The sequence below is a fragment of the Bradyrhizobium sp. NAS80.1 genome, from assembly GCF_001908205.1.
Lineage (GTDB): Bacteria > Pseudomonadota > Alphaproteobacteria > Rhizobiales > Xanthobacteraceae > Bradyrhizobium.
The window spans coordinates 22137-45953 of the sequence record NZ_LGHL01000064.1; the positions used below are offsets into that span (position 1 = coordinate 22137).

Annotated in this window: 21 protein-coding genes and 1 tRNA gene; 17 read left to right on the top strand and 5 right to left on the bottom strand. The window is 64.4% G+C overall.

Annotated features, from left to right (window positions below):
• The first annotated feature begins 3 nt into the window (after window positions 1-3).
• Window positions 4-1683 carry a urocanate hydratase gene (hutU, locus tag AC629_RS16165; protein ID WP_084805818.1) on the top strand — a complete coding sequence of 560 codons (1680 nt, stop codon included), beginning with the start codon at window positions 4-6 and terminating at the stop codon, window positions 1681-1683.
• A 364-nt stretch (window positions 1684-2047) separates the two neighbouring features.
• Here the strand turns inward: hutU and AC629_RS16170 are convergent.
• A tRNA-Met gene (locus AC629_RS16170) sits at window positions 2048-2124 on the bottom strand.
• A 306-nt stretch (window positions 2125-2430) separates the two neighbouring features.
• Between AC629_RS16170 and AC629_RS16175 the strand changes: the two genes are divergently transcribed.
• Window positions 2431-3876, top strand: coding sequence for a coniferyl aldehyde dehydrogenase (locus tag AC629_RS16175; protein ID WP_084805820.1), 1446 nt, complete (start codon window positions 2431-2433; stop codon window positions 3874-3876).
• Between the two features lie 145 nt (window positions 3877-4021).
• The gene (locus AC629_RS16180) at window positions 4022-5620 is read left to right on the top strand and encodes a GMC family oxidoreductase (protein ID WP_084805822.1); all 1599 of its coding nucleotides are present in this window, start codon (window positions 4022-4024) and stop codon (window positions 5618-5620) included.
• A gap of 193 nt (window positions 5621-5813) precedes the next feature.
• On the opposite strand, the gene AC629_RS16185 is transcribed toward AC629_RS16180, so the two are convergent.
• Entirely contained in the window at window positions 5814-6575 is a 762-nt protein-coding gene (locus AC629_RS16185) for an SDR family oxidoreductase (protein WP_084805908.1), read from the bottom strand.
• A 128-nt stretch (window positions 6576-6703) separates the two neighbouring features.
• Between AC629_RS16185 and AC629_RS16190 the strand changes: the two genes are divergently transcribed.
• The 3 genes from AC629_RS16190 to AC629_RS16200 all read left to right on the top strand — a co-directional run bounded on the left by AC629_RS16190 (window position 6704) and on the right by AC629_RS16200 (window position 9112).
• Window positions 6704-7216 carry a CvpA family protein gene (locus AC629_RS16190; protein ID WP_084805823.1) on the top strand — a complete coding sequence of 171 codons (513 nt, stop codon included), beginning with the start codon at window positions 6704-6706 and terminating at the stop codon, window positions 7214-7216.
• 127 nt (window positions 7217-7343) lie between these two features.
• Window positions 7344-8126, top strand: coding sequence for an SDR family oxidoreductase (locus tag AC629_RS16195; RefSeq protein ID WP_084805825.1), 783 nt, complete (start codon window positions 7344-7346; stop codon window positions 8124-8126).
• Window positions 8123-9112, top strand: coding sequence for an NADPH:quinone reductase (locus AC629_RS16200; protein WP_084805827.1), 990 nt, complete (start codon window positions 8123-8125; stop codon window positions 9110-9112). Before AC629_RS16195 ends, AC629_RS16200 begins: the two co-directional genes overlap by 4 nt.
• Window positions 9113-9261: 149 nt before the next feature.
• On the opposite strand, the gene AC629_RS16205 is transcribed toward AC629_RS16200, so the two are convergent.
• Entirely contained in the window at window positions 9262-9738 is a 477-nt protein-coding gene (locus AC629_RS16205; RefSeq protein ID WP_084805910.1) for a DUF3775 domain-containing protein, read from the bottom strand.
• Window positions 9739-9993: 255 nt separating this feature from the next.
• Between AC629_RS16205 and AC629_RS16210 the strand changes: the two genes are divergently transcribed.
• The 10 genes from AC629_RS16210 to AC629_RS16255 all read left to right on the top strand — a co-directional run bounded on the left by AC629_RS16210 (window position 9994) and on the right by AC629_RS16255 (window position 19630).
• Entirely contained in the window at window positions 9994-10842 is an 849-nt protein-coding gene (locus AC629_RS16210; RefSeq protein WP_084805829.1) for an MBL fold metallo-hydrolase, read from the top strand.
• 248 nt (window positions 10843-11090) lie between these two features.
• Entirely contained in the window at window positions 11091-11933 is an 843-nt protein-coding gene (locus AC629_RS16215; protein ID WP_084805831.1) for a fumarylacetoacetate hydrolase family protein, read from the top strand.
• A 185-nt stretch (window positions 11934-12118) separates the two neighbouring features.
• Complete coding sequence (locus AC629_RS16220) at window positions 12119-12730, top strand: glutathione S-transferase family protein (RefSeq protein ID WP_084805833.1); 612 nt, start codon at window positions 12119-12121, stop codon at window positions 12728-12730.
• A gap of 70 nt (window positions 12731-12800) precedes the next feature.
• Window positions 12801-13670: an MBL fold metallo-hydrolase gene (locus AC629_RS16225; protein ID WP_084805835.1), complete on the top strand. Its 870-nt coding sequence runs from the start codon at window positions 12801-12803 to the stop codon at window positions 13668-13670.
• A gap of 148 nt (window positions 13671-13818) precedes the next feature.
• Complete coding sequence (locus AC629_RS16230) at window positions 13819-14967, top strand: alpha/beta hydrolase (RefSeq protein ID WP_084805912.1); 1149 nt, start codon at window positions 13819-13821, stop codon at window positions 14965-14967.
• A 66-nt stretch (window positions 14968-15033) separates the two neighbouring features.
• Window positions 15034-16005 (top strand): iron exporter MbfA, encoded by a 972-nt coding sequence (gene mbfA, locus AC629_RS16235; protein ID WP_084805837.1) that lies wholly within the window; start codon window positions 15034-15036, stop codon window positions 16003-16005.
• A gap of 15 nt (window positions 16006-16020) precedes the next feature.
• Complete coding sequence (locus AC629_RS16240; RefSeq protein ID WP_084805839.1) at window positions 16021-16887, top strand: hypothetical protein; 867 nt, start codon at window positions 16021-16023, stop codon at window positions 16885-16887.
• A 129-nt stretch (window positions 16888-17016) separates the two neighbouring features.
• A complete protein-coding gene (locus AC629_RS16245; RefSeq protein WP_084805841.1) occupies window positions 17017-17547 on the top strand; it encodes a cytochrome b in 531 nt (176 codons plus the stop codon).
• A gap of 92 nt (window positions 17548-17639) precedes the next feature.
• Window positions 17640-19112, top strand: a complete 1473-nt coding sequence (locus AC629_RS16250; RefSeq protein WP_084805914.1) for an amidase — start codon at window positions 17640-17642, stop codon at window positions 19110-19112.
• A gap of 164 nt (window positions 19113-19276) precedes the next feature.
• Window positions 19277-19630, top strand: coding sequence for a nuclear transport factor 2 family protein (locus AC629_RS16255; protein ID WP_084805916.1), 354 nt, complete (start codon window positions 19277-19279; stop codon window positions 19628-19630).
• A 250-nt stretch (window positions 19631-19880) separates the two neighbouring features.
• Here the strand turns inward: AC629_RS16255 and AC629_RS16260 are convergent, their stop codons facing one another.
• Together AC629_RS16260 and AC629_RS16265 are read right to left on the bottom strand one after the other, a co-directional pair.
• Entirely contained in the window at window positions 19881-20969 is a 1089-nt protein-coding gene (locus AC629_RS16260) for a Zn-dependent alcohol dehydrogenase (protein ID WP_084805918.1), read from the bottom strand.
• A gap of 46 nt (window positions 20970-21015) precedes the next feature.
• Window positions 21016-22800 carry an acyl-CoA dehydrogenase family protein gene (locus AC629_RS16265; RefSeq protein ID WP_084805843.1) on the bottom strand — a complete coding sequence of 595 codons (1785 nt, stop codon included), beginning with the start codon at window positions 22798-22800 and terminating at the stop codon, window positions 21016-21018.
• Between the two features lie 244 nt (window positions 22801-23044).
• Between AC629_RS16265 and AC629_RS16270 the strand changes: the two genes are divergently transcribed.
• Window positions 23045-23746: an SDR family NAD(P)-dependent oxidoreductase gene (locus AC629_RS16270; RefSeq protein WP_084805845.1), complete on the top strand. Its 702-nt coding sequence runs from the start codon at window positions 23045-23047 to the stop codon at window positions 23744-23746.
• Window positions 23747-23817 lie beyond the last annotated feature (71 nt).

Here is a 23817-nt window from a genome sequence, read left to right on the forward strand (position 1 = left end):
ACCATGCGCAAGAACGACCGCATCATCCGCGCTCCGCGCGGAGCCGAGCTCACGACGAAGAGCTGGCACACCGAGGGGCCGCTGCGCCTCCTGATGAACAACCTCGATCCCGACGTCGCCGAACGGCCGGAAGAGCTCGTGGTCTATGGCGGCATCGGCCGCGCGGCGCGCAGCTGGGAAGCGTTCGACCAGATCGTCAGCGTGCTCAAGCGGCTCGACCAGAACCAGACCCTGCTGGTGCAGTCGGGCAAGCCGGTCGGCGTGTTTCCGACCCATCCCGGCGCGCCGCGGGTGATCATCGCCAACGGCAACCTGGTGCCGAAGTGGTCGACCTGGGAGCACTTCAACGAACTCGATCGCAAGGGCCTGATGATGTACGGCCAGATGACGGCCGGATCGTGGATCTACATCGGCTCGCAAGGCATCGTGCAGGGCACCTTCGAGACCTTCTCGGAAATCGGCCGCCGTCACTTCGGCGGCAGCCTTGCTGGCCGCTGGTTCCTGACCGCGGGCCTCGGCGGCATGGGCGGGGCGCAGCCGCTCGCCGCCACCATGGCCGGCGCCTCGATCATCGTGGTCGAATGCCAGCCGAGCCGCATCGAATTCCGCAAGCGCACCGGCTATCTCGACCGCTCCGCCACCACCCTCGACGAGGCGCTGGCGATGATCGACGAAGCAAAAAAGACCGGGAAGCCAGTGTCGGTTGGCCTCATCGGCAACGCCGCCGAGGTTTTCCGGGAGGTCCTGCGGCGCGGCCTCGTGCCCGATGTGGTCACCGACCAGACCTCGGCGCATGACCCCGCGCACGGCTACATGCCGCTCGGTTGGACGCTGGAGCAGTGGACCGAGCGCCAGGAGCGCGACCCGGAGGGTACCGCCGATGCTGCCAAGGAGGCGATGGCGCAGCAGGTGCGCTGCATCCTTGAGCTCAAGGACAAGGGCGCGATCGCCATCGACTACGGTAACAACATCCGCGCGATGGCGAAGGAGAAGGGCGTCGCCAACGCCTTCGACTATCCGGGCTTCGTCGAAGCCTATGTGCGACCGCTGTTCTGCGAAGGCAAAGGTCCGTTCCGCTGGGTGGCGCTTTCGGGAGATCCGGAAGACATCTACAGGACCGACGCCAAGGTCCGTGAACTGATGCCGAACGACACGTTCCTCAACCAATGGCTCGACAAGGCGCGCGCGCACATCAAATTCCAGGGCCTGCCGGCGCGGATCTGCTGGCTCGGCCTCGGCGACCGTCACCGCGTCGGCCTCGCCTTCAACGAGATGGTCGCGCGCGGCGAGCTGAAAGCGCCGATCGTGATCGGCCGTGACCACATGGATTCCGGCTCGGTGGCCTCCCCGATGCGCGAGACCGAGGGCATGCTCGACGGCTCGGACGCGGTGTCCGACTGGCCGATCCTCAACGCGCTGCTCAATTCCGCCTGCGGCGCCACCTGGGTCTCGTTCCATCATGGCGGCGGCGTCGGCATGGGCTACTCGCAACATTCCGGCATTGCACTGATCGCGGACGGCACTCCGGAAGCCAGCGAGAAGATTGGACGTGTTCTCTGGAACGATCCCGCCACCGGCGTAATGCGCCACGCCGACGCGGGTTATCAGATCGCAATTGACTGTGCGATCCGCAACGGCCTCGACATGCCAAGTTTGCGCAAGCTCGACGCGCGGCAGGAGTGAACGCCTAGCTGGACCTTTCTTCGCGCTCGGCGAGGCAGGATTGCTGTCACGCCGAGCGCCCTTTCCCAAGCCTTGAACTCTGTCGACGGGGGACGGTTGCGACAGGCGATTGTTCGCGACGGCACGGAAGGCCGCGACGGCCGCTCGTCGGCAGCTGGACGCTCGGGCTGCTGCGGCGGCGACCGAAGCCCTCCGCAATCTGATTGAGCGGATTTTATTGCGGCCAGGTCCGAATGGTCGCGAAATGGCGGCGACGCTTTACGGTGAACTGGACGTGATCCCTGGCGGATTGCTCGCCAATGCAACGAGAAGGCTGCAAAAACCAAAACTCCCGCAGCGGCAGCTACGGGAGTGTCGGTATCGTTGGTTGCGGGGATAGGATTTGAACCTATGACCTTCAGGTTATGAGCCTGACGAGCTACCGGGCTGCTCCACCCCGCGTTAAACTGTTGCACGCCTTCGTCAAAACGCCGGGGACGGTAAATGGAGGCCGACGCTATTCGCGTGGCTTGCTTTTTCCGTCCCAAAGGCTTCCTTGGAAGACGACCCGGGGCAAAGCCCGTCGGGTGCGAGGCGTATGTATCAACCCCGGCCGCCTTTGGAAAGGGCCACGGGAACGTTTTTTTCGACTTTATGACAGTCAGTGCACTGTTTTCGAGCCCGTTTCGCGCGCTCTTGCCAGAAGTTCCGCAAAGGGCCAGCTTGCGGCAACAAAACAAGGGAAACGCCATTTCAGGGGAGAACGCCATGGAGCAGACCTTGGACCGATCCCTGCCGAGCGCCCCGCTTCGCGCTCTCGAGGACGCCTTCCATGCCATGGTCGCGCGGTCGCGGGCCGAGCCGGCGCCTGACCTCGCCACGCGGCTCGACCGGCTGGCGCGCCTGCGCGCCGTGGTCGCTGATAACGAGGAGCGCTTCCGGCAGGCGATCTCGGCCGATTTCGGCCACCGCTCGGCGGTCGAGACCACCATCGCCGAGATGATGCTGGTGTTCTCCGAGATCCGGCACGCCGCCAAGCATCTGAAGAGCTGGATGGCGCCGCAGCGCATCGCCACCGCGCTGCAGTTCCTGCCCGCACGCAACCGGCTGATCCCGCAGCCGCTCGGCGTCGTCGGCATCATCGCGCCGTGGAATTATCCGCTCCAGCTCACGCTCGCGCCCGCGATCGGCGCGATCGCCGCCGGCAACCGGGTCATGATCAAGCCGAGCGAGCTGGTGCCGCATTTCTCGGCGCTGCTGAAGGAGACGGTCGCCGAGAGGTTCGATGCCACCGAGATGTTCGTCACCGGCATAGAGGACGAGATCGCGAAGGCCTTTGCGGCGCTGCCGTTCGATCATCTCGTCTTCACCGGCTCGACCCGGGTCGGGCGGCTGGTCGCGGAAGCCGCGGGGCGTAATCTCACGCCGGTCACGCTCGAGCTCGGCGGCAAGTCGCCGGCGATCGTCGACGTATCAGCCGATCTGGAGGAGGCGGCCGAGCGCATCGCCTATGGAAAGCTGCTCAATGCCGGGCAGACCTGCATCGCGCCGGATTATGTGCTGGTGCCCGAGCGCTCGTTGCAGGCCTTCGCCGAAAAAGTGCGCGCGCATATGTGGCGCATGTTCGGCACCGATCCCGCCAACAGGGACTACACCTCTATCATCTCCGACCGGCATTATGCGCGGCTCGAAAGCCTCGTCGCGGATGCCGCCCAGCGCGGCGCCAAGATCCTGCAGCCGGCGAAGCCCGACGATCCCAACTGGAAGGCGCACCGCAAATTCCCGCCGACGCTGATCGCCGGCGCGACCGAAGAGATGGCGGTGATGCAGGAGGAGATTTTTGGGCCGGTGCTGCCGGTGCTCGGCTATCGCGATCCAGCGGAGGCGATCGCCTTCGTCAACCGGCACGACCGGCCGCTTGCGCTCTACTGGTTCGGCAAGGACGACGGCGCGCGCGACGAGGTGCTGTCGCGCACAATCTCCGGCGGCGTCACCGTCAACGACTGCCTGTTCCACTTCACGCAAATCAACCAGCCGATGGGCGGCGTCGGCGCATCCGGCACCGGCGCCTATCACGGCGAATGGGGGTTCAGGACATTCAGCAAGCTGAAGCCGGTGTTCTACCGCTCCAAGTTCAACCGCCTCGCCGACCTCTACCCGCCCTATGGCGGCAAGATCGCGCGGCTGGAGAAGCTGATGCGGTTCATGTCGTAGAAGCGACCAACACCGTCATTCCGGGGCGCCTCGAAGAGGCGAACCCGGAATCCATTTCGCAGCACGCAACGCGGACGAATGGATTCCGGGCTCGCGCTTCGCGCGCCCCGGAATGACGAGAAGAAAATGCAAGGGGGAAACATACGTGACTGACACATTCGATTTCGTCGTCGTGGGCGCGGGCTCCGGCGGCTGCGCGGTGGCGGGGCGGCTGTCGGAGGATGCAGCGACATCGGTCGCGCTGCTCGATGCCGGCGGCGCGTGCGACAACTGGGTCGTGACCACGCCGGGCGCGCTGGTGCTCATGGTCGCCGGCAACGTCAACAACTGGGCCTTCAACACCGTGCCGCAGAAGGGGCTGAACGGCCGCATCGGCTATCAGCCGCGCGGCAAGGGCCTCGGCGGCTCCTCCGCGATCAACGCCATGGTCTACATCCGCGGCCACCGCGCGGACTACGACCATTGGGCCTCGCTCGGCAATGCCGGCTGGTCCTATGCCGACGTGCTGCCTTACTTCAAGCGTTCGGAGAACAACGCCGATTTCGACGGCGAGTATCACGGCAAGGGCGGCCCGCTCGCGGTGAACCACTTACGCTCCGGCAATCCGGTGCAGCAGATTTTCCTGCAGGCGGCGCAGGAAGGCCAATTCCGCATCCGTGAGGATTTCAACGCCGAGGACCATGAGGGTCTCGGCATCTACCAGGTGACGCAGAAAAACGGCGAGCGCTGGAGCGCGGCGCGCGCCTATGTCCATCCGCACATGGGCAAGCGCGCGAATTTGCGCGTCGAGACGCAGGCGCATGCGACGCGCATCCTGTTCGAGGGCAAGCGCGCCGTCGGCGTGGAGTACAGGCAGGGCAAGGAGGTGAAGCAGCTTCGCGCGCGGCGCGAACTGATCTTGGCTGCCGGCGCCTTCCAGTCGCCGCAGCTCCTGATGCTGTCGGGCATCGGCGATGCCACCGCGCTTGGCGCGCGCGGCATTGCAAGCGTGCATCACCTGCCGGGCGTCGGTCAGAATTTGCAGGACCACCCCGACTTCATCTTCGGCTACATGTCCGACAATCCCAATTTCGCCGGCCTCTCGCTGAAGGGCATGCCGCGGCTGATCCGCGCCATCCTGCAATACAGGCGGGAGCGCCGCGGTCCCCTCACCTCCAATTTCGCCGAATGCGGCGGCTTCCTGAAGACGCGGCCCGATCTCGACATTCCCGACATCCAGTTGCATTTCGGCATGGCGATGGTCGACGACCACGGCCGCAAGCGCCATGGCGGCACAGGCTTCTCCTGCCATGTCTGCCTGCTCCGCCCGAAGAGCCGCGGCAGCGTCGCGCTTGCGAGCGCCGATGCGATGGAGGCGCCGTTGATTGACCCGAACTTCCTCGGCGAAGCGAACGATCTCGAGACGATGGTCGCGGGCTTCAAGACCACGCGCCGGCTGATGGAGACGCCGGCGCTGCGCGCGCTGCAGACGAAGGACATGTTCACCGCCAACGTGCACACCGATGACGACATCCGCGCGCTGCTGCGCGAGCGCGTCGACACCGTCTATCACCCGGTCGGCACCTGCAAGATGGGCACCGATGCGACGGCCGTGGTCGATCCGACGCTGAAGGTGCACGGCGTGGAGGGTTTGCGGGTCGTCGATGCCTCGATCATGCCGACGCTGATCGGCGGCAACACCAATGCCCCGACGATCATGATCGGGGAAAAGGCGGCGGATATGATCCGGGCGGAGATGCGGTAGTGTGAAGCTGCCGCGTCATTCTCCGCTGTCGTCCCCGCGGAGGCGGGGACCCATACCGCCAGGGTGTAGTTGCGGCGCGAGTTGGCAACTCCGAGTCTTCGCCAAACCACTCCCTGTAGTTATCGCGACGAGCGCAAGCGCTCGCGCGGAGGTCCCTGATCTGCGCTTCGCTTGTCCGGGACGACAGCGATGTTCAATTCAACAAGAACCCGCCATCCACCGTCACCACGCTTCCCGTCATATAGCGCGACGCCTTCGACGCCAGCAGCAGGATCGCGCCGTCGAGATCGGACTCGGCGCCGACGCGGCGCTGCGGGATGCGCTTGGCGAGACGCTCGCCTGATGGCGTCGACCAGAAGGCGTGGTTCATCTCGGTGTCGATATAGCCGGGCGCGAGCGCGTTGATGCGGATGTTTTGCCCCGCGAGCTCCAGCGCCATCGCCTTGGTCGCCTGGATGATGCCGGCCTTGGAGATCGCGTAAGGCGAGACGGCCTTCAGCACGCCGGTGCCGAGCACGGAGGCGATGTTGACGATGTTGCCCTGCTGCTTGCGCGCGATCATGCGCCGCGCAACTTCAGTCGCGAGGAAATACGCGCCCTTCAGATTGGCGCCGATCACCGCGTCCCAATCGGCCTCGGTCTGCTCGGTCGCGAGCTTCTCGATGGCGATGCCGGCATTGTTGATCAGCACCGTCACGGGGCCGAGCGCGGCCTCCGCGGCATCGACGGCCCTCGCGATCGAGGCGGTGTCGGCGACGTCGAGCGCGACGGCGGCGGCGCGACCGCCTTTGCCGCGGATCTCCTCCTCCAGGCTCTTCAGCTTGTCGGTCTGCCGCGCGGCAAGCGCGACCGCCGCGCCATGCGCAGCCAGCACCCGGGCAAATTGCCGCCCCAGCCCCTGGCTGGCGCCGGTCACGAGGATGGTCTCTTTACTGACGTCGAACAGATCTGACATTGGCGCAACCCTTGAGCTTTTCGAGCCCATCAATACAGACGATTTTAGCGATCTGAAACCGGAATGATCGGCCCTGCGTTCATTCGTTCCATCGAGGCAAGCGTTCCATCGAGGCAAGGCAGCTGCTTATGAACAGTTTCGATCTCGCGGTCTGTGCGGCGCTCGCCATCGCGATCGGCTTCGGTTTCAGGACCGGCCTGCTCCGCAGCGCCATGACCATCCTCGCTTACCTTCTCGCCGCGCCCATCGCCGTCGCGCTGATGCCGCTGATTGCGCCGCATGTCACCGGCAACCCGAGCGCACCGCTGCTGCAGAACTGGACCTGGTTCTTCGGCATCTTCGTGGTCGTTGGCATGCTGTTCGGGCATATCGGCCGCATCGCGCTGAACGACACGATCGGCGAGGCCGGTATCGGCGACCGCCTCGGCGGCGCCGCGCTCGGCGCCATCAGGGTTGGCCTCGTCGCCACGACGCTGGTGCTGGTGTTCGACCAGATCGTGCCGGCCAACCGCCAGCCGCCCTTCCTTGCCGGCTCGCATCTGCGGCCGCTGTTCTCGACGGTCGGCCAGATGGGCTTCAAATCGCTGCCGCCGGAGGCCGCCTCCGCGATCGACCGCCTCAAGCAGGAACGGCGAATTTAGCCCGCTCATTTGCATCGCCGCGCGTCGCGCCATGCATTTTGTCGCGAGCCCGTCCCTTATCAGCGGCGCCGAGGTTGGCTAGAGTAGCGGCCATCCAAAACGAGCCTGACATTACGGGAGTGAAACAGTGGATCTTGGGATCAAAGGTCGCCGCGCCATCGTCTGCGCATCCAGCAAGGGCCTTGGCCGTGCCTGCGCCATCTCGCTGGCCGAAGCCGGCGTTCATGTCACGCTGACTGCGCGCGGCGCCGAAGCCTTGAAGAAAACGGCCGACGAAATCCGCAAGGCCTATCCTGATGTGAAGGTCACCGAAATCGTCGGCGACATCACGACGCCGGCGGGCCGCGAGGCCGTGCTGAAGGCCTGCCCAGAGCCGGACATCCTGATCAACAATGCCGGCGGCCCGCCGCCCGGCGATTTCCGCAACTGGACCCGCGACGACTGGATCAAGGCAATCGACGCCAACATGCTGACGCCGATCGAGCTGATCAAGGCGACCGTCGACGGCATGATGGCGCGCAAGTTCGGCCGCATCGTCAACATCACCTCGGCCGCGGTGAAGGCGCCGATCGACATTCTCGGCCTTTCCAACGGTGCGCGCGCCGGCCTCACTGGTTTCATCGCCGGCCTGTCGCGCAAGACCGTGATCAACAACGTCACCATCAACGGCCTGTTGCCGGGCCCGTTCGAGACGGACCGTCTGACCGGCACCGCGAAGGCGGAAGCCGACAAGCGCGGCGTCACGCCGGACCAGATCCTGGCCGAGCGCGCCAAGCTCAACCCCGCCGGCCGCTTCGGTCAGCCCGACGAGTTCGGCTATGCCTGTGCCTTCCTCTGCGGCGCCAAGGCCGGCTTCATCACCGGGCAGAACATCCTGCTCGACGGCGGCGCCTTCCCCGGCACACTGTGAAGGCGGTCTGGTACGAACAGGCTGGACCGGCCGTCGACGTTCTCACGTATGGTGAGATCGCGACGCCGGTCGCAGGCCCGGGCGAGTTACGCATTCGCCTGGAAGCCTCCGGTGTGAATCCAGCCGATGTCGGCCGGCGCGGCGGCAGCTATCGCGCGATGGAATATCCGCGCGTGATCCCGAACAGCGACGGCGCAGGTTTTGTCGATCAGATCGGCGACGGCGTGACGCGCTTCAAGGTCGGCGACCGTGTCTGGCTGTTCAACGGCCAGCGCAACGGCCGCGCATTCGGCACGGCAGCGGAATATATCGCGCTCGCCGAGCAGCTGGTGACACCGCTGCCGGATAATCTCTCTTTCGCGGAAGGCGCCACGCTTGGCATTCCCGCGATGACGGCGTGGTGCTGCCTGTTTTCGGACGGGCCGATCGTCGGCAAGACCGTGCTCGTCACCGGCGGCGCAGGCGCAGTCGGCCACTACGCGGTGCAGCTCGCGAAATGGGGCGGCGCGCAGGTGGTCGCGACCGTCAGTTCGGCAATGAAGGGCGAGCAGGCACGGCTCGCAGGCGCCGATCTCGTAGTCAATTACAAGGACGAGGACGTCGTCGCCAAGGCGATGGCTTTCACCGGCGGACGCGGGGTCGACCGTGTGGTCGATGTCGATTTCGGCGGCAACATCGCGACCACGCTGAAGCTGATGGCAGTCAATTCCACGATCGCCGTCTACGCCACCAACGGCAACCGCACGCCCGTTGTGCCGATGCTCGAGCTGATGGAAAAATGCATCGCGCTCCGTGCACTCGTGCTGTTCGCGCTTCCGCCGACACTGCTTGCGGCGGCGCAGGCCGACATCTCGAAATGGCTGGCCGCAGGAAGGCGGATTCACAACGTCGCGGCGCAGTTTGCGCTGTCGGACACTGCACAGGCGCATCTGGCCGTCGAGAAGGGCGACAAGCTCGGTACCGTCATCGTCGACTGCGCGCGCTAGGTGCGAGAGCGTTTTCGAGCGAAGTGGATACCGGTTCGCGTAAAGAAAACGCGTCAGAACAAGAAACCAGCGCCCCGTTCCGATTCCATCGGTACGGAAATGGCTCTGGCGCGTGATCGGCCGCGTCAAGCACGCGTGGGCAAGCCCAATCAACGCCGCTTAGTCGCCTCGTCCTCGTCCCGTTCGCTGGGATCGGAGGAATCTGCGGTGAGACGCTCATCGGTCCAGTCGACGCCGAATTCGTCGAGCCCGTCCGCCAGGAGGTCGCCGAGCATGGGGTCGCCGAGCAGATATTGCACCGTCTCGTGCCGCGGCCTGCGATATGCGCCCCGCGCCTCCACGGCGCGGGCCCTCAGATCGTCCCAATCATCGATCGTGCCCTCACCGCGCCCGAGCCAGGTCAGCGCAACCAGATCGACCTGCTCGTCCTCGTTCAGCGCAGCGATGAAGCCGCCGAGCTCGCTGGCCACGGGGTCGGAGCCATTGTCTTCGAGGACATCGATGGCGTCGTCATCGGTCGGGTTCGAGCCGGAATCCGGATCGGAGTCCAATTCCTTGACGTCGAATTCGCGCGCCTTCTCGATGATGAAGGCGAGCTTGTCGACGGAAATGGAAAGCTCTGGCATGGGCTCCCCCTTGGCTCGTCGTCTGGTTTGTTCCAGGTTCCTCCGATAACGCAACATCATGACGGATGATCCATTGCGCTTGGCGGCGGAAACCCGCATCTTTCGCTGCCAATTGTCCTTCCTCGTCATTCCGGGGCGCGACAAAGTCGCGAATCCGGAATCTCGCACTACAATCTCGGGATTCCGGGTTCGATGCTACGCATCGCCCCGGAATGACGATTGGGGGACGCAAACAAGAAAATGGGGAAACGCCCGATGCAGTGGAAGGTCGGCAGGGTCAAAATCACCAAGGTCGTGGAATTGGAGACGGTCGGCTCGACCCGCTTCATCCTGCCGCTGGCGAGCAATGAAGAGATCCAGAAGCTGCCCTGGCTGATCCCGCATTTCGCCACTGAAGAGGGCCGGCTGAAGATGTCGATCCACTCGCTGGTGGTGGAGACGCCGTCGCAACGCATCGTGGTCGATACCGGGCTCGGCAATGACAAGCAGGGCCGCAGCGTCCCGACCTGGAACAATCGTTCCACGCCATTCCTGGAGACGATGACCGCGGCAGGCTTTGCGCCTGACAGCATCGACACCGTGCTGTGCACGCATCTCCACGTCGACCATGTCGGCTGGAATACGAAACTCGCCGGCGGCAAATGGGTGCCGACCTTTCCCAACGCGCGCTACGTCTTCGGCAGGACCGAATACGAGCACTGGCGCGACCATTCGACCGAACCGGACAAGCAGGCCGTGTTCGACGATTCCGTGAAGCCGATCGTCGATGCCGATCGGGCCGATTTGATCCCGAGCGACCACCGACTTTGCGAGGAGATCAGCATGATCCCGACCCCGGGCCACAGCCCCGGCCATATGAGCATCCTCATCCAATCGGCCGGCGAGCAGGGCCTGCTCACCGGCGACGTCGCCCACCACCCCTGCCAGATGGCGCATCTCGGCTGGTCCTCGACCGCGGATTCCGACCAGAACCAATCGGCGGCGACGCGGCGCGAATTGTTTTCGCGCTTCGTCGATACGCCGACGCTGGTGATCGGCGGGCATTTCTCGGCCGGGCACATCAAGCGCGACGGGGACGCGTTCAGGTTTGTGGCGTTGGGATGATCTCCGTATCCCGGACGCGGTGCAGCGTGCAACGCTGCTCCGCAGAGCCGGGACCCAGAACTCCGAAACGTAGGCCCCGGCTCTGCAGCGCACCGCTTCGCGCTGCGCAGCGTCCGGAGCACGAGACCTTGGTCCACCCACCGAATTGAGAGGGCTGCAATGCGGCCCGTTTTGAGCGGTTGAATTTCCCGCCGCCGTGTTCCATGAAGCTATTTAACCGATCGGTCCATCTCCAGGGAGAAACGAGAATGAAGCTTGTTCGTTACGGCGAAAAGGGTGCGGAAAAGCCCGGCCTCATCGACAAATCCGGCCAGTTGCGCGACCTGTCGGCGCATGTGAAAGACCTGACCGGCGAAGCCTATTCGCCTGAAACGTTGAAGAAGCTGGCTGCCATCGATCCGGCCTCGCTGCCCACCGTTTCCGGCAAGCCGCGCTTCGGCGCACCGGTCACCGGCATCTCGAAATTCGTCGCCATCGGCCTCAATTACAGCGACCACGCCAAGGAGACGGGCGCGGCGATCCCGACCGAGCCGATCATCTTCCTGAAGGCGAACACCTCGCTCTCCGGTCCGAACGACGCCGTCGAGAAGCCGCGCGGTTCGACCAAGCTTGACTGGGAAGTCGAGATCGCCGCGATCATCGGCACCCGCGCCAAGTACGTCTCGGAAGCCGACGCGCTGAACTACGTCGCCGGTTACTGCGTCTGCAACGACGTCTCCGAGCGCAACTTCCAGACCGAGCGCCTGGGCCAGTGGACCAAGGGCAAGTCGCACGACACGTTCGGCCCGGTCGGCCCGTGGCTCGCCACCAAGGACGAGATCAAGGACGTGCAGAACCTGTCGATGTGGCTCGACGTCAACGGCCAGCGCCGCCAGACCGGCTCGACCAAGACCATGATCTTCTCCATGGCCAAGTGCATCTCCTACGTCTCGCAGTTCATGACCTTGCTGCCCGGTGACATCGTCACCACCGGCACCCCGCCCGGCGTCGGTCTCGGCATGAAGCCGCCGACCTTCCTCAATGTCGGCGACGTCGTCACGCTCGGCATCGAGGGCCTCGGCGAGCAGCGCCAGGAAATCATCGGGGCGTAGGGTCTCCGCCCTCATCCTGAGGAGCGCGCAACGCGCGCGTCTCGAAGGATGCGCCAAGAACAAAGTCACCCGACGTTCGCGCCGGGTGACCAGCGAATATCCCTCGTTGTCCATCCTTCGAGACGCGCGCCAAGGGGCGCGCTCCTCAGGATGAGGACCGTCTGTCTGGATAGAGGTTATTTCAAATGAAACTCACCTTCTCCCCCGCCTCGCCCTTCGCCCGCAAGGTTCGCATTGCCGCGATCGAGCTCGGGCTGATCGACAAGATCGAATTCACGCCGGCAACGGTCGCGCCGGGCACGGCCAACGAGGACTATTCACGCATCACGCCGCTGAAGAAGCTGCCGGTGCTGATCACCAATGACGGCGACGTGATCCTGGATTCGTATGTCATCGTCGAATATCTCAACGAGATGGCCGGCGGCAGTCTGATCCCGGATTACGGTCCGCGGCGCTGGAAGGCCAAGACCAACCACTCCCTGATCAACGGCATGCTCGATTCCATGCTGCTGTGCCGCTACGAGAAGATGGTGCGGCCGCAGGGGCTGCAATGGCAGGCATGGTCGGACGACCACTGGAACCGGGCCTGGACCGGCATGGCGCGCTTCGAGAACATGCCGGAAGTCTTGAACGGCCCGTTCGACATCTCGCAGATCGGCCTCGTTTGCGTGCTCGGCTATGCCGACTTCCGCTTCGCCGATTGCGGCTGGCGCAAGGCCTATCCGAAGCTCGATGCCTTCCACCAGAAGATGCTGGAGCGGCCCTCCGTGAAGATCTCGGTGCCGCCGGCGGCGTAGTTTGAGCATGATCTTTTCGGAAGACCGCTGCACACTTTTCCGGATCATGCTGTAAACCCCGGGAGTTCTCATGAGCCTGAAGTTCTCGGTCGGCGATCTTACCGTCCATCGCGTCATCGAGCAGGAAACCTCGTTCGTTCCGGCGCTGGATATGCTGCCGGGACTTTCGGCCGAGGTGCTGGCCGAAAACCGGGACTGGATGCGGCAGGCCAGGGCGCTGGATGACCAGGACGTGTTGCTCCTGTGCTTCCAGTCCTATGTGGTGAAGACGCCGCATCACACCATCCTGATCGACAGCTGCATCGGCAACGACAAGCCGCGCCCCAATCGGCCGAAATGGAATATGAAGACCGACGACACTTATCTGCGCGGGCTGGGCGCTGCCGGATTCTCGCCTGACGACATCGACTTCGTGATGTGCACGCATCTGCATGTCGATCACGTCGGCTGGAATACGCGGCTTGAGAACGGGCGCTGGGTGCCGACCTTCCCCAAGGCGCGTTACGTCTTCGCCAAGCAGGAGTTCGACTACTGGTCCGAGCAGAACGCGAAGGCGGAGGTCCCGCCCTTCGCCGACAGCGTGCTGCCGGTCGTCGAGGCCAAGCGCCACGAGCTCGTCGGCAACGACCATCAAATCGGCGATCATGTCCGCATCCTGCCGACACCTGGCCACACGCCCGGCCATGTCGCCATCGCGATGGGCCGCGGCAAGGACGACGCCGTGTTCTCCGGCGACCTCATGCACTCGCCGCTGCAGACGCTTTATCCGGAGCTGTCGATCAAGTTCGATGTCGATCCGGCCGCGGCGGCGAATACGCGCCGCAGCTTCCTGGAACGCTATTGCGACACCGACACGCTGTGCTGCACCGCGCATTTCCCCTCGCCGTCGGTTGGCAAGATCAGGCGCAAGGGCAACGCGTTCGTCTGCGCGGCGGTGTGACGGGACTGCCGTAGGGTGGGTTAGCCCTGCGGCTGCGCGAAGCGCTGACGCGTGGCGTAACCCACCTCTTTGGTTTCCGCGGCGACAGAAGCGGTGGGCTACGCCTTCGGCTAACCCACCCTACGATTCCACCCGAGTGGAGGACACCATGACAACACTCCCCGACATCCCCCTGCCCGCCGGCATCCGCTCGCGTTACGTCGACGGCATCAACGGCTTGCGCATGCATGTGCTGGAGGCCGGCTTCGAGACCAAAGGGCGGCGCTGCGTCCTGCTGCTGCATGGCTTTCCCGAGCTCGCCTTCTCCTGGCGGAAGGTGATGCCGGTGCTCAGCAACGCCGGCTATCACGTGATCGCGCCTGACCAGCGCGGTTATGGCCGGACCACGGGATGGAGCGCCGATTACGACGGCGATCTCAAGCCCTTCTCGCTCTTCAACCTGGTGCGTGACGCGCTCGGGCTGGTGTCGGCGTTCGGCTACAAACAGGTCGATCTGGCGGGACATGATTTCGGCAGTCCGGTCGCGGCCTGGTGCGCGCTGATGCGACCGGACATATTTCGTTCTGTCACGATGATGAGCGCCCCGTTCGGCGGAGCGCCGCCGCTGCCGTTTGGCACGGTCGACGCGCCGGCGAAGCCACCGGTGGAAGATCCCGTGCATCGCGAGCTTGCCGCGCTGCCGCGCCCGCGAAAACACTATCAATGGTACTATTCGACACGCGCGGCTAACGCGGACATGCATCGCGCACCGCAGGGCGTGCATGATTTCCTCCGCGCCTACTATCATCACAAGAGCGCTGATTGGACCGACAACAAGCCCTATCCGCTGAAGTCGTGGTCGGCGAATGAGCTGGCAAAGCTGCCGACCTACTATGTGATGGACGCTGGCGAGACCATGGCCGAGACGGTCGCGAGGGAGAAGCCGTCACCCGCCGCGATCGCCGCCAATCATTGGCTGCCAGACAGCGAGCTCTCGTACTACAGCGCCGAATACGCCCGCACCGGATTCCAGGGCGGCCTGCAATGGTATCGCTGCGGCACGTCGGGCGCTTTCAATAGCGAGTTGCAACTGTTCGCCGGCCGCAGCATCGACGTGCCCTCCTGCTTCATCTCCGGCAAGCAGGATTGGGGCACCTACCAGCGCCCCGGCGTGTTCGAGACGATGCAGGCTCGCGCGTGCACGAAGATGCTCGGCTGCCATCTCCTCGACGGCGCCGGACATTGGGTGCAGCAGGAACAGCCGGCCGAGGTGAGCCGGTTGCTACTCCACTTCCTCGCAAAGGTCCGCGCCGGTTGATTTGACCGGAGAACCACGGCGCCTTATATAATTTAGAAACATTCTAAACTATATAAGCAGGGCCGCGTGAAGAATTTTGCCGATCTGACCGAGCGCGAGGTGCTTGCGGTCGCGATCTCCTCCGAGGAGGAGGACAGCCGCATCTACATGTCTTTCGCCGAGGACCTTCGGGAGCGATATCCGGACACGGCAAAGATCTTCGAGGAGATGGCCGAGGAGGAACGCGGCCATCGGCATCGCCTGCTCCAGCTCTACGAGGAGCGGTTCGGCCAGCATCTGCCGCCGATCCGCCGCGAGGACGTCAAAGGCTTTTTGCGCCGGCGCCCGATCTGGCTGACCAAGAACCTGCCGCTCGACACGATCCGGAAAGAGGTCGAGACGATGGAGTTCGAGGCCGAGCGCTTCTACGCCAAGGCCGCCGAGCAGGCCGAGGATGTCGGCGTGCGTCGCCTGCTTGGCGATCTCGCCGAGGAAGAGAAGCACCATGAGAACCGTGCCGTCGCGCTGACCGACGAAATTCTGAAGCCGGACGTGCGCGCCGAAGAGGATCGCACGCGGCGACGGATGTTCGTGCTGCAATATGTGCAGCCGGGCCTCGCCGGCCTCATGGACGGTTCGGTCTCGACACTGGCGCCGCTGTTCGCGGCCGCCTTCGCCACCCACCAGAACTGGCAGACCTTTCTGGTTGGCCTTGCCGCCTCGATCGGCGCCGGCATCAGCATGGGCTTTGCGGAAGCGCTGTCCGATGACGGATCGCTGACCGGGCGTGGCTCGCCCTGGCTTCGCGGCATCACCTGCGGCGCGATGACAACGCTCGGCGGGCTCGGACACACCGCGCCCTATCTCGTGCCGGATAGTTGGCCCAACGCGTTCTGGATCGCGACCGCGATCGCCGGCGTCGTCGTGTTCATCGAATTGTGGGCGATCGCCTTCATCCGCTCGCGCTACATGGACACGCCCTTCCTCCAGGCGGTGTTCCAGATCGTGCTCGGTGGCGCCATCGTCCTCGCAGTGGGAATATTGATCGGCGCGGCCTGAGCGGTGGTGGCAGTGATGAAGAGGCATCGTTCATACACTGTCACCGCCGCAAGCCTGACCTGCACATTACTCCTGCTGGCCTCGAGCGAGGCCGCGCACGCCACCGACGAGATCCAGGTCTATAACGCCGGCATCGCCGATGTCGGCCAGTTCACGATCCAGCAGCACCTCAATTATATCGGGATCGGCCAGAAGGACCCGCCGTTCCCCGGCGGCATCCCGTCCAACGGCAGCCTCAACGGCACGCCGGAATTCGCCTATGGCATGACCGATTGGTGGGAGCTCGGGCTCTATCTGCCGTTCTCCGTGCAGAATCAGCAATTCCTCTCCGACGCCTTCAAGCTGCGCACGCTGTTCGTCTCCCCGCACGCCGCCGACCGCAACTTCTTTTACGGCGTGAATTTCGAACTGAGCTACGAGATGCCGAAATTTGCGCAGACACGGTGGGGCCTGGAGATCAGGCCGATCATCGGCGTCCGCAACGCCGAATACGAATTCATCGTTAATCCGATCGTCGACGTCGGCTTCGGCAGCAAAGGCGATGTGGATTTCACGCCGGCAGCCCGCGTCGCCCGCAAGCTCGGTGACGACCTGTTCGCGGGCTTCGAATACTACGGCGATCTCGGCGAGATCGGGAATTTCAAGAACCTGTCCAATCAGTCGCACACGCTGTTCGCGGTGACCGATTTCAAGGTCGGCGATTTCGGCGTGAACTTCGGGGTCGGCTACGGGTTGACACCGGCATCCGACCGGCTGGTGATCAAGACGATCATCGGTTACGCGTTTCCGATCCCGGGGGCGACGGCCAAAGCCGACGCGCGCATGAGCAGCGGTCCGATCAATCCGTTCGCACACGCTGTTGCGCGCAACTTTCAACCCTAGAGCGCGATGAGATTGGGATGAATCGTCATCGCGCTTTAGCTTAAGTTCAAGCATGATCTTCTCGGAAAACCGCTGCGCACTTTTCCGGATCATGCTTTAGATGAGCACTTCGCCGAAAGGGGCGACCTCATGACGGCCCAACTGCACTATGGGAAACCGGCCAAGATCTTCCATTGGCTCATTGTCGGACTGCTCGCGGTGCAATACCCGATCGGCTGGCTGATGCCGGATATCCACCGCGGCATGAGCCCGGGCGCCGCAATGACGTTTCACATCTCGATCGGGATTGCGATCCTCGCGCTGACGGCTCTCCGCTTTCTCTGGCGGCTCACCCATCCCGTTGCGCCCGAGAGCTCTCTGCCCGTCTGGCAGCGCTTGTCCTCGGAGGCTGTGCACTGGCTTCTCTATGTACTGGTGTTGGCAACGACGATCTCGGGCTGGTTGTTCGCTTCCTACCGGGGATGGTCCGTTTCGTTCTTCTATCTTGTGCCGCTGCCGATGCTGGCCTCCGACAACGCTGCCGCCGGCCGCGCCATCGACGGCCTGCACCAGGCGACGGAATGGGCGCTCCTCATCATAATCGGGATTCACATTGCTGCGGCGCTCGCGCACATCTTCATCTATCGCGACCGCGTGATGCAGCGGATGCTGCCGGGGTAGCTCTCAGGACAGGTCAACCCCGATCAAACGGCGGTTGCAGCATCATATAAAACTGCGCATCATTGTAGGGCAATGAAACGCAGGAGCATGTGGTGGCCAAGTCGGAATGGAGTTTCAAGAGCGCGGTCGAGCTGTCGGCCGCATTGACGGCGAAGAAGGTCTCCGCGGTCGAGCTCACGCAGGACGCGATCGACCGCATCGAGCGGCACGACGGCAAGGTCAACGCGATCTGCGTCCGGGATTTTGACCGCGCCCTCCGCGCAGCGCGCGACGCGGACGCAGCATTGGCCCGCGGCGAGCGCAAGCCGCTGCTCGGCCTGCCGATGACGGTGAAGGAATCCTACAACGTCGCCGGCCTGCCGACGACCTGGGGTATTCCCGCGCAAAAGGATTTCATCGCCAGGGAAGACGCACTGCCGGTCACGCGGGTGAAGGATGCGGGCACCATCGTCATCGGCAAGACCAACGTGCCGCTCGGGCTCGGCGACTGGCAGAGCTACAACGACATCTACGGCACCACCAACAATCCCTACGCTCTCGGCCGCACGCCCGGCGGCTCGTCCGGTGGCTCCTCGGCGGCGCTCGCCGCGGGCTACGGCCCGCTGTCGATCGGCTCCGACATCGGCGGCTCGTTGCGCGTGCCGGCCTTCCATTGCGGCATCTATGCGCACAAGCCGACCTTCAACCTCGTGGCCATGCGCGGCCACACGCCGCCGCCGCTGCCGCCGCTACCGTTCGAGCGCGACCTCTCGGTGATCGGCCCGATGGCGCGCAGTGCCGCCGATCTCTCGCTGCTGCTCGACGTGATGGCCGGGCCCGATCCGATCGATGCGGGCCTGGCCTACCAGCTTGAGCTGCCGGCAGCCCGCCACACCGCGCTGAAGGATTTCCGCGTGCTGGTGATCGATACCGATCCGGTGCTGCCGACCGACACGGCCGTACGCGGAACCATCAACAAGCTCGCCGACAACCTCGCCAGGGCCGGCGTGAAGATCGAACGTAGCAGTCCGCTCTTGCCGGATTTCGCGGCCTCATCGCGGCTCTATATGCGCATGCTGATGTCGTTCCTGGGCGCAACCTTCGCGCCCGACATCTATGCCGGTGCGAAAGCGGCGGCAGCGGCGTTGCCGGAGGGAGACAACAGCTTAGCTGCGGAGCGGCTGCGCGGTATCGCGCTCAGCCATCGCGACTGGCAGGCGGCCAACGCCTTACGCGTACGGCTGCGGGCGCAATGGCGCGAGTTGTTCAGAACGTTCGACGCGGTGATCTGCCCGGTCATGCCGACGCCGGCCTACCCGCATGACCATTCGCCGGACCAGGAAACGCGGCGGATCATCATCGACGGCAAGGAGCACGTCTATCCGGACCAGCTCGCCTGGCCCGGCATCGCCACCCTGCCCGGCCTGCCCTCGACCGCGATCCCGACCGGTTTTGCGCCTGATGGCCTGCCGGTCGGTGTCCAGATCGTCGGACCGTGGTTGGAGGATCGCACGCCGCTCAAGCTCGCCGAGCTGATCGAGCGCGAGTTCGGCGGGTTCGTGCCGCCGAAGATGTTTGATGATTAATCTTCCCCGTCATTGCGAGCGAAGCGAAGCAATCCAGAGTCCTTCCGCGGCGACAGTCTGGATTGCTTCGTCGCTTCGCTCCTCGCAATGACGGAGCAAAATTACTTCGAGATTCCGGGCTCGCGCTTCGCGCGCCCCGGAATGACATGGAGGGAGGAAGTACCATGAGCCAGGACCTGGAAGAGCTCACCGCACTCAACCGTGACTATGTCGCCTCTGTGCAGAACTGCGACGTCAGGCGTTTCGACGAGATCCTGGCGCCGGAATTCTATTGCTCCAATCCCGACAAGACGCTGGTCGACCGCGCGGCCTTCCTGGAGCAGACGGCGCGGCCGATCGCGATCCGCAATCTGCAGGCCCATGACGTCGTCATCCGCATCATGGGCGACTTCGCCATCATCCATGCCGCGACCAGCTACACCACCACCGACGGCCAACAAGCGACCGGCCGCTATACCGATTGCTGGACCAAGAAGAACGGGAAGTGGCTGGCAGTCTCGGCGCACGTGTCGCGGTGAGGCTTCTAACCTCTCCCCGCAATGCGGGGAGAGGTCGACGCCGGAGCGCAGCGCAGGCGGCGGGTGAGGGGCATGGCACACTGCCCCTCAAGAGTTCAACATTTGCCAGCCGATCGATCGACGAGTCGGAGGGGTTGGTCGTATGGCACTTTCCTGCACGGCCCCTCACCCGGATCGCGCCGGACGATGCTGCGCATCGCCGGGGGCGATCCGACCTCTCCCCGCAAAGAGCGGGGAGAGGTGAAGCCAATCAGCTATCAAACACGATCACGCTACGCAGCGTCTTGCCGGCTTTCATGTTGGCGAAGCCCTCGTTGATCTCCGACAGCTTCAGCTTTGCCGAGATCCAGTCCTCCAGATGCAGCCGGCCGCGCAGGTAGAAATCGACCAGTCGCGGCATGTCGACGCGGAAATGGTTGGAGCCCATCGACGAGCCCTGGATTTTGCGCTCGCGCAGGAAGTCGAAGCCGTGCAGCTCGATCTTCTGGCCGAACGGGATCATGCCGACGATGGTGGCGGTGCCGCCCGAGGCGAGCATGCCGAACGCCTGCTCAGCGGTCTCCTTGCGGCCGAGCACCTCGAACGAGTGATGCACGCCGCCATTGGTGAGGTCGCGGACCTGCTTCACGACGTCGCCGTCGGCGGGGTTGATGATGTCGGTCGCGCCGAGCTTGGTCGCGAGCTGGAGCTTTGCCGGGTTGGTGTCGATGGCGATGATGCGGCCGGCGCCTGCGATCTGCGCGCCGTTGATCGCGGCCATGCCGACGCCGCCGCAACCGATCACGGCGACGGTCTCCCCGGCCGTTACCTTCGCCGTGTTCACGACCGCGCCGTAGCCGGTAATGACACCGCAGCCGATCAACGCGGCGAGGTCGAGCGGCATTTCCTTCCGGATTTTGACGATCGCGTTCTCGTGCACCAGCATCTGCTCGGCAAAGGACGAGAGATTGAGGAACTGGTGTAGCTTCTCCGGCCTGTTCCACTGCATCCGGTTCGACGCGCCCGGCAGCATCTTCACCGTGGTGTCGGTGCAGAGCACGGTGCGGCCCGTGGTGCAATTGTCGCAGGTGCCGCAGAACACCGACAGACAGGTGACGACATGGTCGCCAGGCTTCACGTAAGTGACGTCGGAGCCGACCTGTTCGACCACGCCGGCGGACTCGTGCCCGAGCACCGCAGGCAGCGGATGCGGATAAAGGCCTTCCATGAAGTGAAGATCGGAGTGGCAGAGGCCGGCGACCGAGGTGCGGATCAGGACCTCGCGCGGGCCGGGCTTCGGCAGGCTGACATCCTCGATGACCAGAGGCTTGTTGACTTCATAGAGGACGGCGGCCTTCATCGAGAACTCCCTATCGCGTTTCTTTGACTTGATCGTGGAGCGCAGCCTACGCTGCCAGAACCAGTTCGCCAACCTCGCTCATGCCGCACGCGCGATCGCCGAGCAGCAGTGCCGCGATCTTCTGCTGCACGGCATTTTCCGTCAGCCGGAACGGATCGCTTGGCGACACCCGGTGATCGATCACCAGCCGCGACAGCAGCAGCCGGCGCGCATCGCCGCGCATGTCGTGGATGCGATGCGCCTCCCAGGCGAGCGCGACTGCGCTGGCGACATGATAGAGCAGGCTCGTCGCGCGCCGCGCATCGGCCTCGTTGTCCACCTTGCCAGCGACCTCACGTGCGAAGCCCACCGCGCGATCGACGAGGCCGCGCAAACGGTCGCGCCAGGCCTGCGGCACGGACGCGCTGTCGTCGAGCCGGGCATGCAGGTCAGCCGCGAGCGCGGATTCGGCGCCGTGGCGGCCGACCGCGCGCTTGAGTGCATCGATGGCGACGATATTTCCTGTGCCTTCCCAGATCGAACCAAGATGCGCATCGCGCAGCAGGCGGGCTGTGGCGAACTCCTCGATATAACCGATACCGCCGCGCATCTCGAGCGCATCGCCGCAGACCTTGCGCGCATCCCGCGTGGCACGGAATTTCAGTGTTGGCGTGAGGATGCGCAACAGCGCCGCCGCATCCTGGCTACCCGCTTCCGCACGGTCGAGCGCGTCGGCGGTAAGGAAGCTCATCGACAGCGCCTGCTCGACCGGCAGCATGATCTTCAGCATCTGCCGTCGCCCGAGCGGCAGGTCGATGATGCGGTTGCCGAACACCACGCGGTTCTTCGCCACCGTAATCGCGTCGTGATAGGCGCGGCGCATCAGCGCGGTGGATTTGACGCCGTTGGAGAGCCGCGAGGAATTCACCATCTCGGCCATCTGCACAAAGCCGCGATCGAGCTTGCCCACGGCATAGGCGATCGCACCCTCGAGCTTGATCTCCCCTGAGGCCATCGAACGTGTCCCGAGCTTGTCCTTCAGCCGCACGATCCGATAGTTGTTCTGCGAGCCGTCGTCGAGGAAGCGCGGCATCAGGAACAGGCCGACGCCGCGCGTGCCCGGGCCGGCGCCTTCGGGCCGCGCCAGCAGCATCACGACCTTGGCATCGGCATTCGAGCAGAACCATTTCTCGCCGTAGAGGCGCCAATGGTCGCCCTCCTGCACCGCGCGCGTGGTCAGCGTGCCGACATCTGAGCCGCCCTCTTTTTCGGTCATGAACTGGCCGCCCTGCGTCAGCTTGCTCATGTCGGTTTGGGTGAGGCCATCAAGATATTTCGCCTTCAGCGCCTCGCTGCCGAAATTCGCCAGCAGCTTGGCGCAGCCGTCGGTGACGTTGATCGGACAGCCCATGCCGAATTCGGTCTGGTTGAACAAGAAAGTGAAGGCGTGCTTGGCGACGACGGGATATTTGTCCGGCCAGCCCATGATGCCCTTGCGGATCGAGAGCGCGTGGATGCCGAACTCGCCGAAAGCGGCGTTCTCCAACTCGCGATAGGCCGGGTGATATTCGATCCACTGCACGTCGCGGCCGAACTTGTCGCGCTGGTGCAGCACCGGCGTGTGCCGGTCGGCGAGGCGCGTACATTCGTCGAGCCGGCCACCGGCGAGTTCGCCGAGGCGATCGAGATGCGGCTCGATGTGGCGGAACAATGTCTCCGGCAGGTGGATGCGCAACAGATCCGTCAGCGCCTGATCGGCGCGGTAGAAATTCATGCCCGTGGTATCGGGCGCCAGCAGGCCGGATTGTTCGGCCGCGACATTTTTTGGCTGCCCTGTGACCGGCTTGTGCATGATCGTCCTCTTCGTTTCCGCGCCCCGCGAACATTTTGCGCCGCTTTAGCGCTTGCCGCTTGGGATGATGTCGATCATGCTCCAGTCGCGGATACGGATAAAGCCGCAAATTGTCAGGGAGGCATGATCGCCGTGAAGGGGCAATTCGCTCTGCGGAATTGTGATCGCGCCAACTGGCGATCCGGCTGGTTGTTTGCGCGGCCCATGCCTAGATCACTGGCTCCTTAGCTCGAGAGATCACGCCATGGAACACCCGAAATACAAGATCGCCCTCATCGTCGGTGCCGGCGAAGGCCTGAGCGCTTCGCTGGCGCGGCTGCTGTCCGCCCAGGGCATTCGCGTCGCGCTTGCCGCGCGCAAGATCGAAAAGCTCGGCGCGCTCTGTAGCGAGACCGGCGCAAAGGCCTATGCCTGCAACGCCACCGAGCCTGATGAGGTCGAGCGTCTGTTCGGCCTCGTCGAGCGCGAAATCGGCACGCCCGACCTCGTCATTTACAATGCCAGCGGCCGCTTGCGCGGGGCGTTCGTCGACCTGGTTCCGGCCGACGTCGCGCAGGCGATCGCGGTCAGCGCCTATGGCGGCTTCCTGGTGGGGCAGCAGGCGGCGAGACGGATGCTGCCGAACAAGCATGGCGCGATCCTGTTCACCGGCGCCTCCGCCAGCGTCAAGGGCTATGCCCAGTCCGCTCCGTTCGCGATGGGCAAGTTCGCGCTGCGCGGCCTCGCGCAGAGCATGGCGCGCGAGCTGTCGCCACAAGGCATTCATGTCGCGCATTTCGTCATCGACGGCGGCATCCGCAGCGCTGCGCGCGCGGAAGCATCGGACAAGCCGGACTCGATGCTCGATCCCGACGCGATCGCGGAGAGCTATTGGAACGTGTTGCAGCAGCCGCGCAGCGCCTGGAGCTGGGAGCTGGAGCTGCGGCCGTGGGTGGAGAAGTTTTGAGGCGCAATGTTTTGAGGCGATAACGTTACAACAACCGTCATTGCGAGCGAAGCGAAGCAATCCAGAGATGT

What these genes read in the sequence shown, in the direction of transcription:
- hutU (WP_084805818.1), top strand. Translation starts at nt 4, where the DNA reads ATGCGCAAGAACGACCGCATCATCCGCGCTCCGCGCGGAGCCGAGCTC.
- AC629_RS16175 (WP_084805820.1), top strand. Translation starts at nt 2,431, where the DNA reads ATGGAGCAGACCTTGGACCGATCCCTGCCGAGCGCCCCGCTTCGCGCT.
- AC629_RS16185 (WP_084805908.1), bottom strand. Translation starts at nt 6,575, where the DNA reads ATGTCAGATCTGTTCGACGTCAGTAAAGAGACCATCCTCGTGACCGGC.
- AC629_RS16190 (WP_084805823.1), top strand. Translation starts at nt 6,704, where the DNA reads ATGAACAGTTTCGATCTCGCGGTCTGTGCGGCGCTCGCCATCGCGATC.
- AC629_RS16205 (WP_084805910.1), bottom strand. Translation starts at nt 9,738, where the DNA reads ATGCCAGAGCTTTCCATTTCCGTCGACAAGCTCGCCTTCATCATCGAG.
- AC629_RS16210 (WP_084805829.1), top strand. Translation starts at nt 9,994, where the DNA reads ATGCAGTGGAAGGTCGGCAGGGTCAAAATCACCAAGGTCGTGGAATTG.
- AC629_RS16215 (WP_084805831.1), top strand. Translation starts at nt 11,091, where the DNA reads ATGAAGCTTGTTCGTTACGGCGAAAAGGGTGCGGAAAAGCCCGGCCTC.
- AC629_RS16220 (WP_084805833.1), top strand. Translation starts at nt 12,119, where the DNA reads ATGAAACTCACCTTCTCCCCCGCCTCGCCCTTCGCCCGCAAGGTTCGC.
- AC629_RS16225 (WP_084805835.1), top strand. Translation starts at nt 12,801, where the DNA reads ATGAGCCTGAAGTTCTCGGTCGGCGATCTTACCGTCCATCGCGTCATC.
- AC629_RS16230 (WP_084805912.1), top strand. Translation starts at nt 13,819, where the DNA reads ATGACAACACTCCCCGACATCCCCCTGCCCGCCGGCATCCGCTCGCGT.
- AC629_RS16240 (WP_084805839.1), top strand. Translation starts at nt 16,021, where the DNA reads ATGAAGAGGCATCGTTCATACACTGTCACCGCCGCAAGCCTGACCTGC.
- AC629_RS16245 (WP_084805841.1), top strand. Translation starts at nt 17,017, where the DNA reads ATGACGGCCCAACTGCACTATGGGAAACCGGCCAAGATCTTCCATTGG.
- AC629_RS16255 (WP_084805916.1), top strand. Translation starts at nt 19,277, where the DNA reads ATGAGCCAGGACCTGGAAGAGCTCACCGCACTCAACCGTGACTATGTC.
- AC629_RS16260 (WP_084805918.1), bottom strand. Translation starts at nt 20,969, where the DNA reads ATGAAGGCCGCCGTCCTCTATGAAGTCAACAAGCCTCTGGTCATCGAG.
- AC629_RS16265 (WP_084805843.1), bottom strand. Translation starts at nt 22,800, where the DNA reads ATGCACAAGCCGGTCACAGGGCAGCCAAAAAATGTCGCGGCCGAACAA.
- AC629_RS16270 (WP_084805845.1), top strand. Translation starts at nt 23,045, where the DNA reads ATGGAACACCCGAAATACAAGATCGCCCTCATCGTCGGTGCCGGCGAA.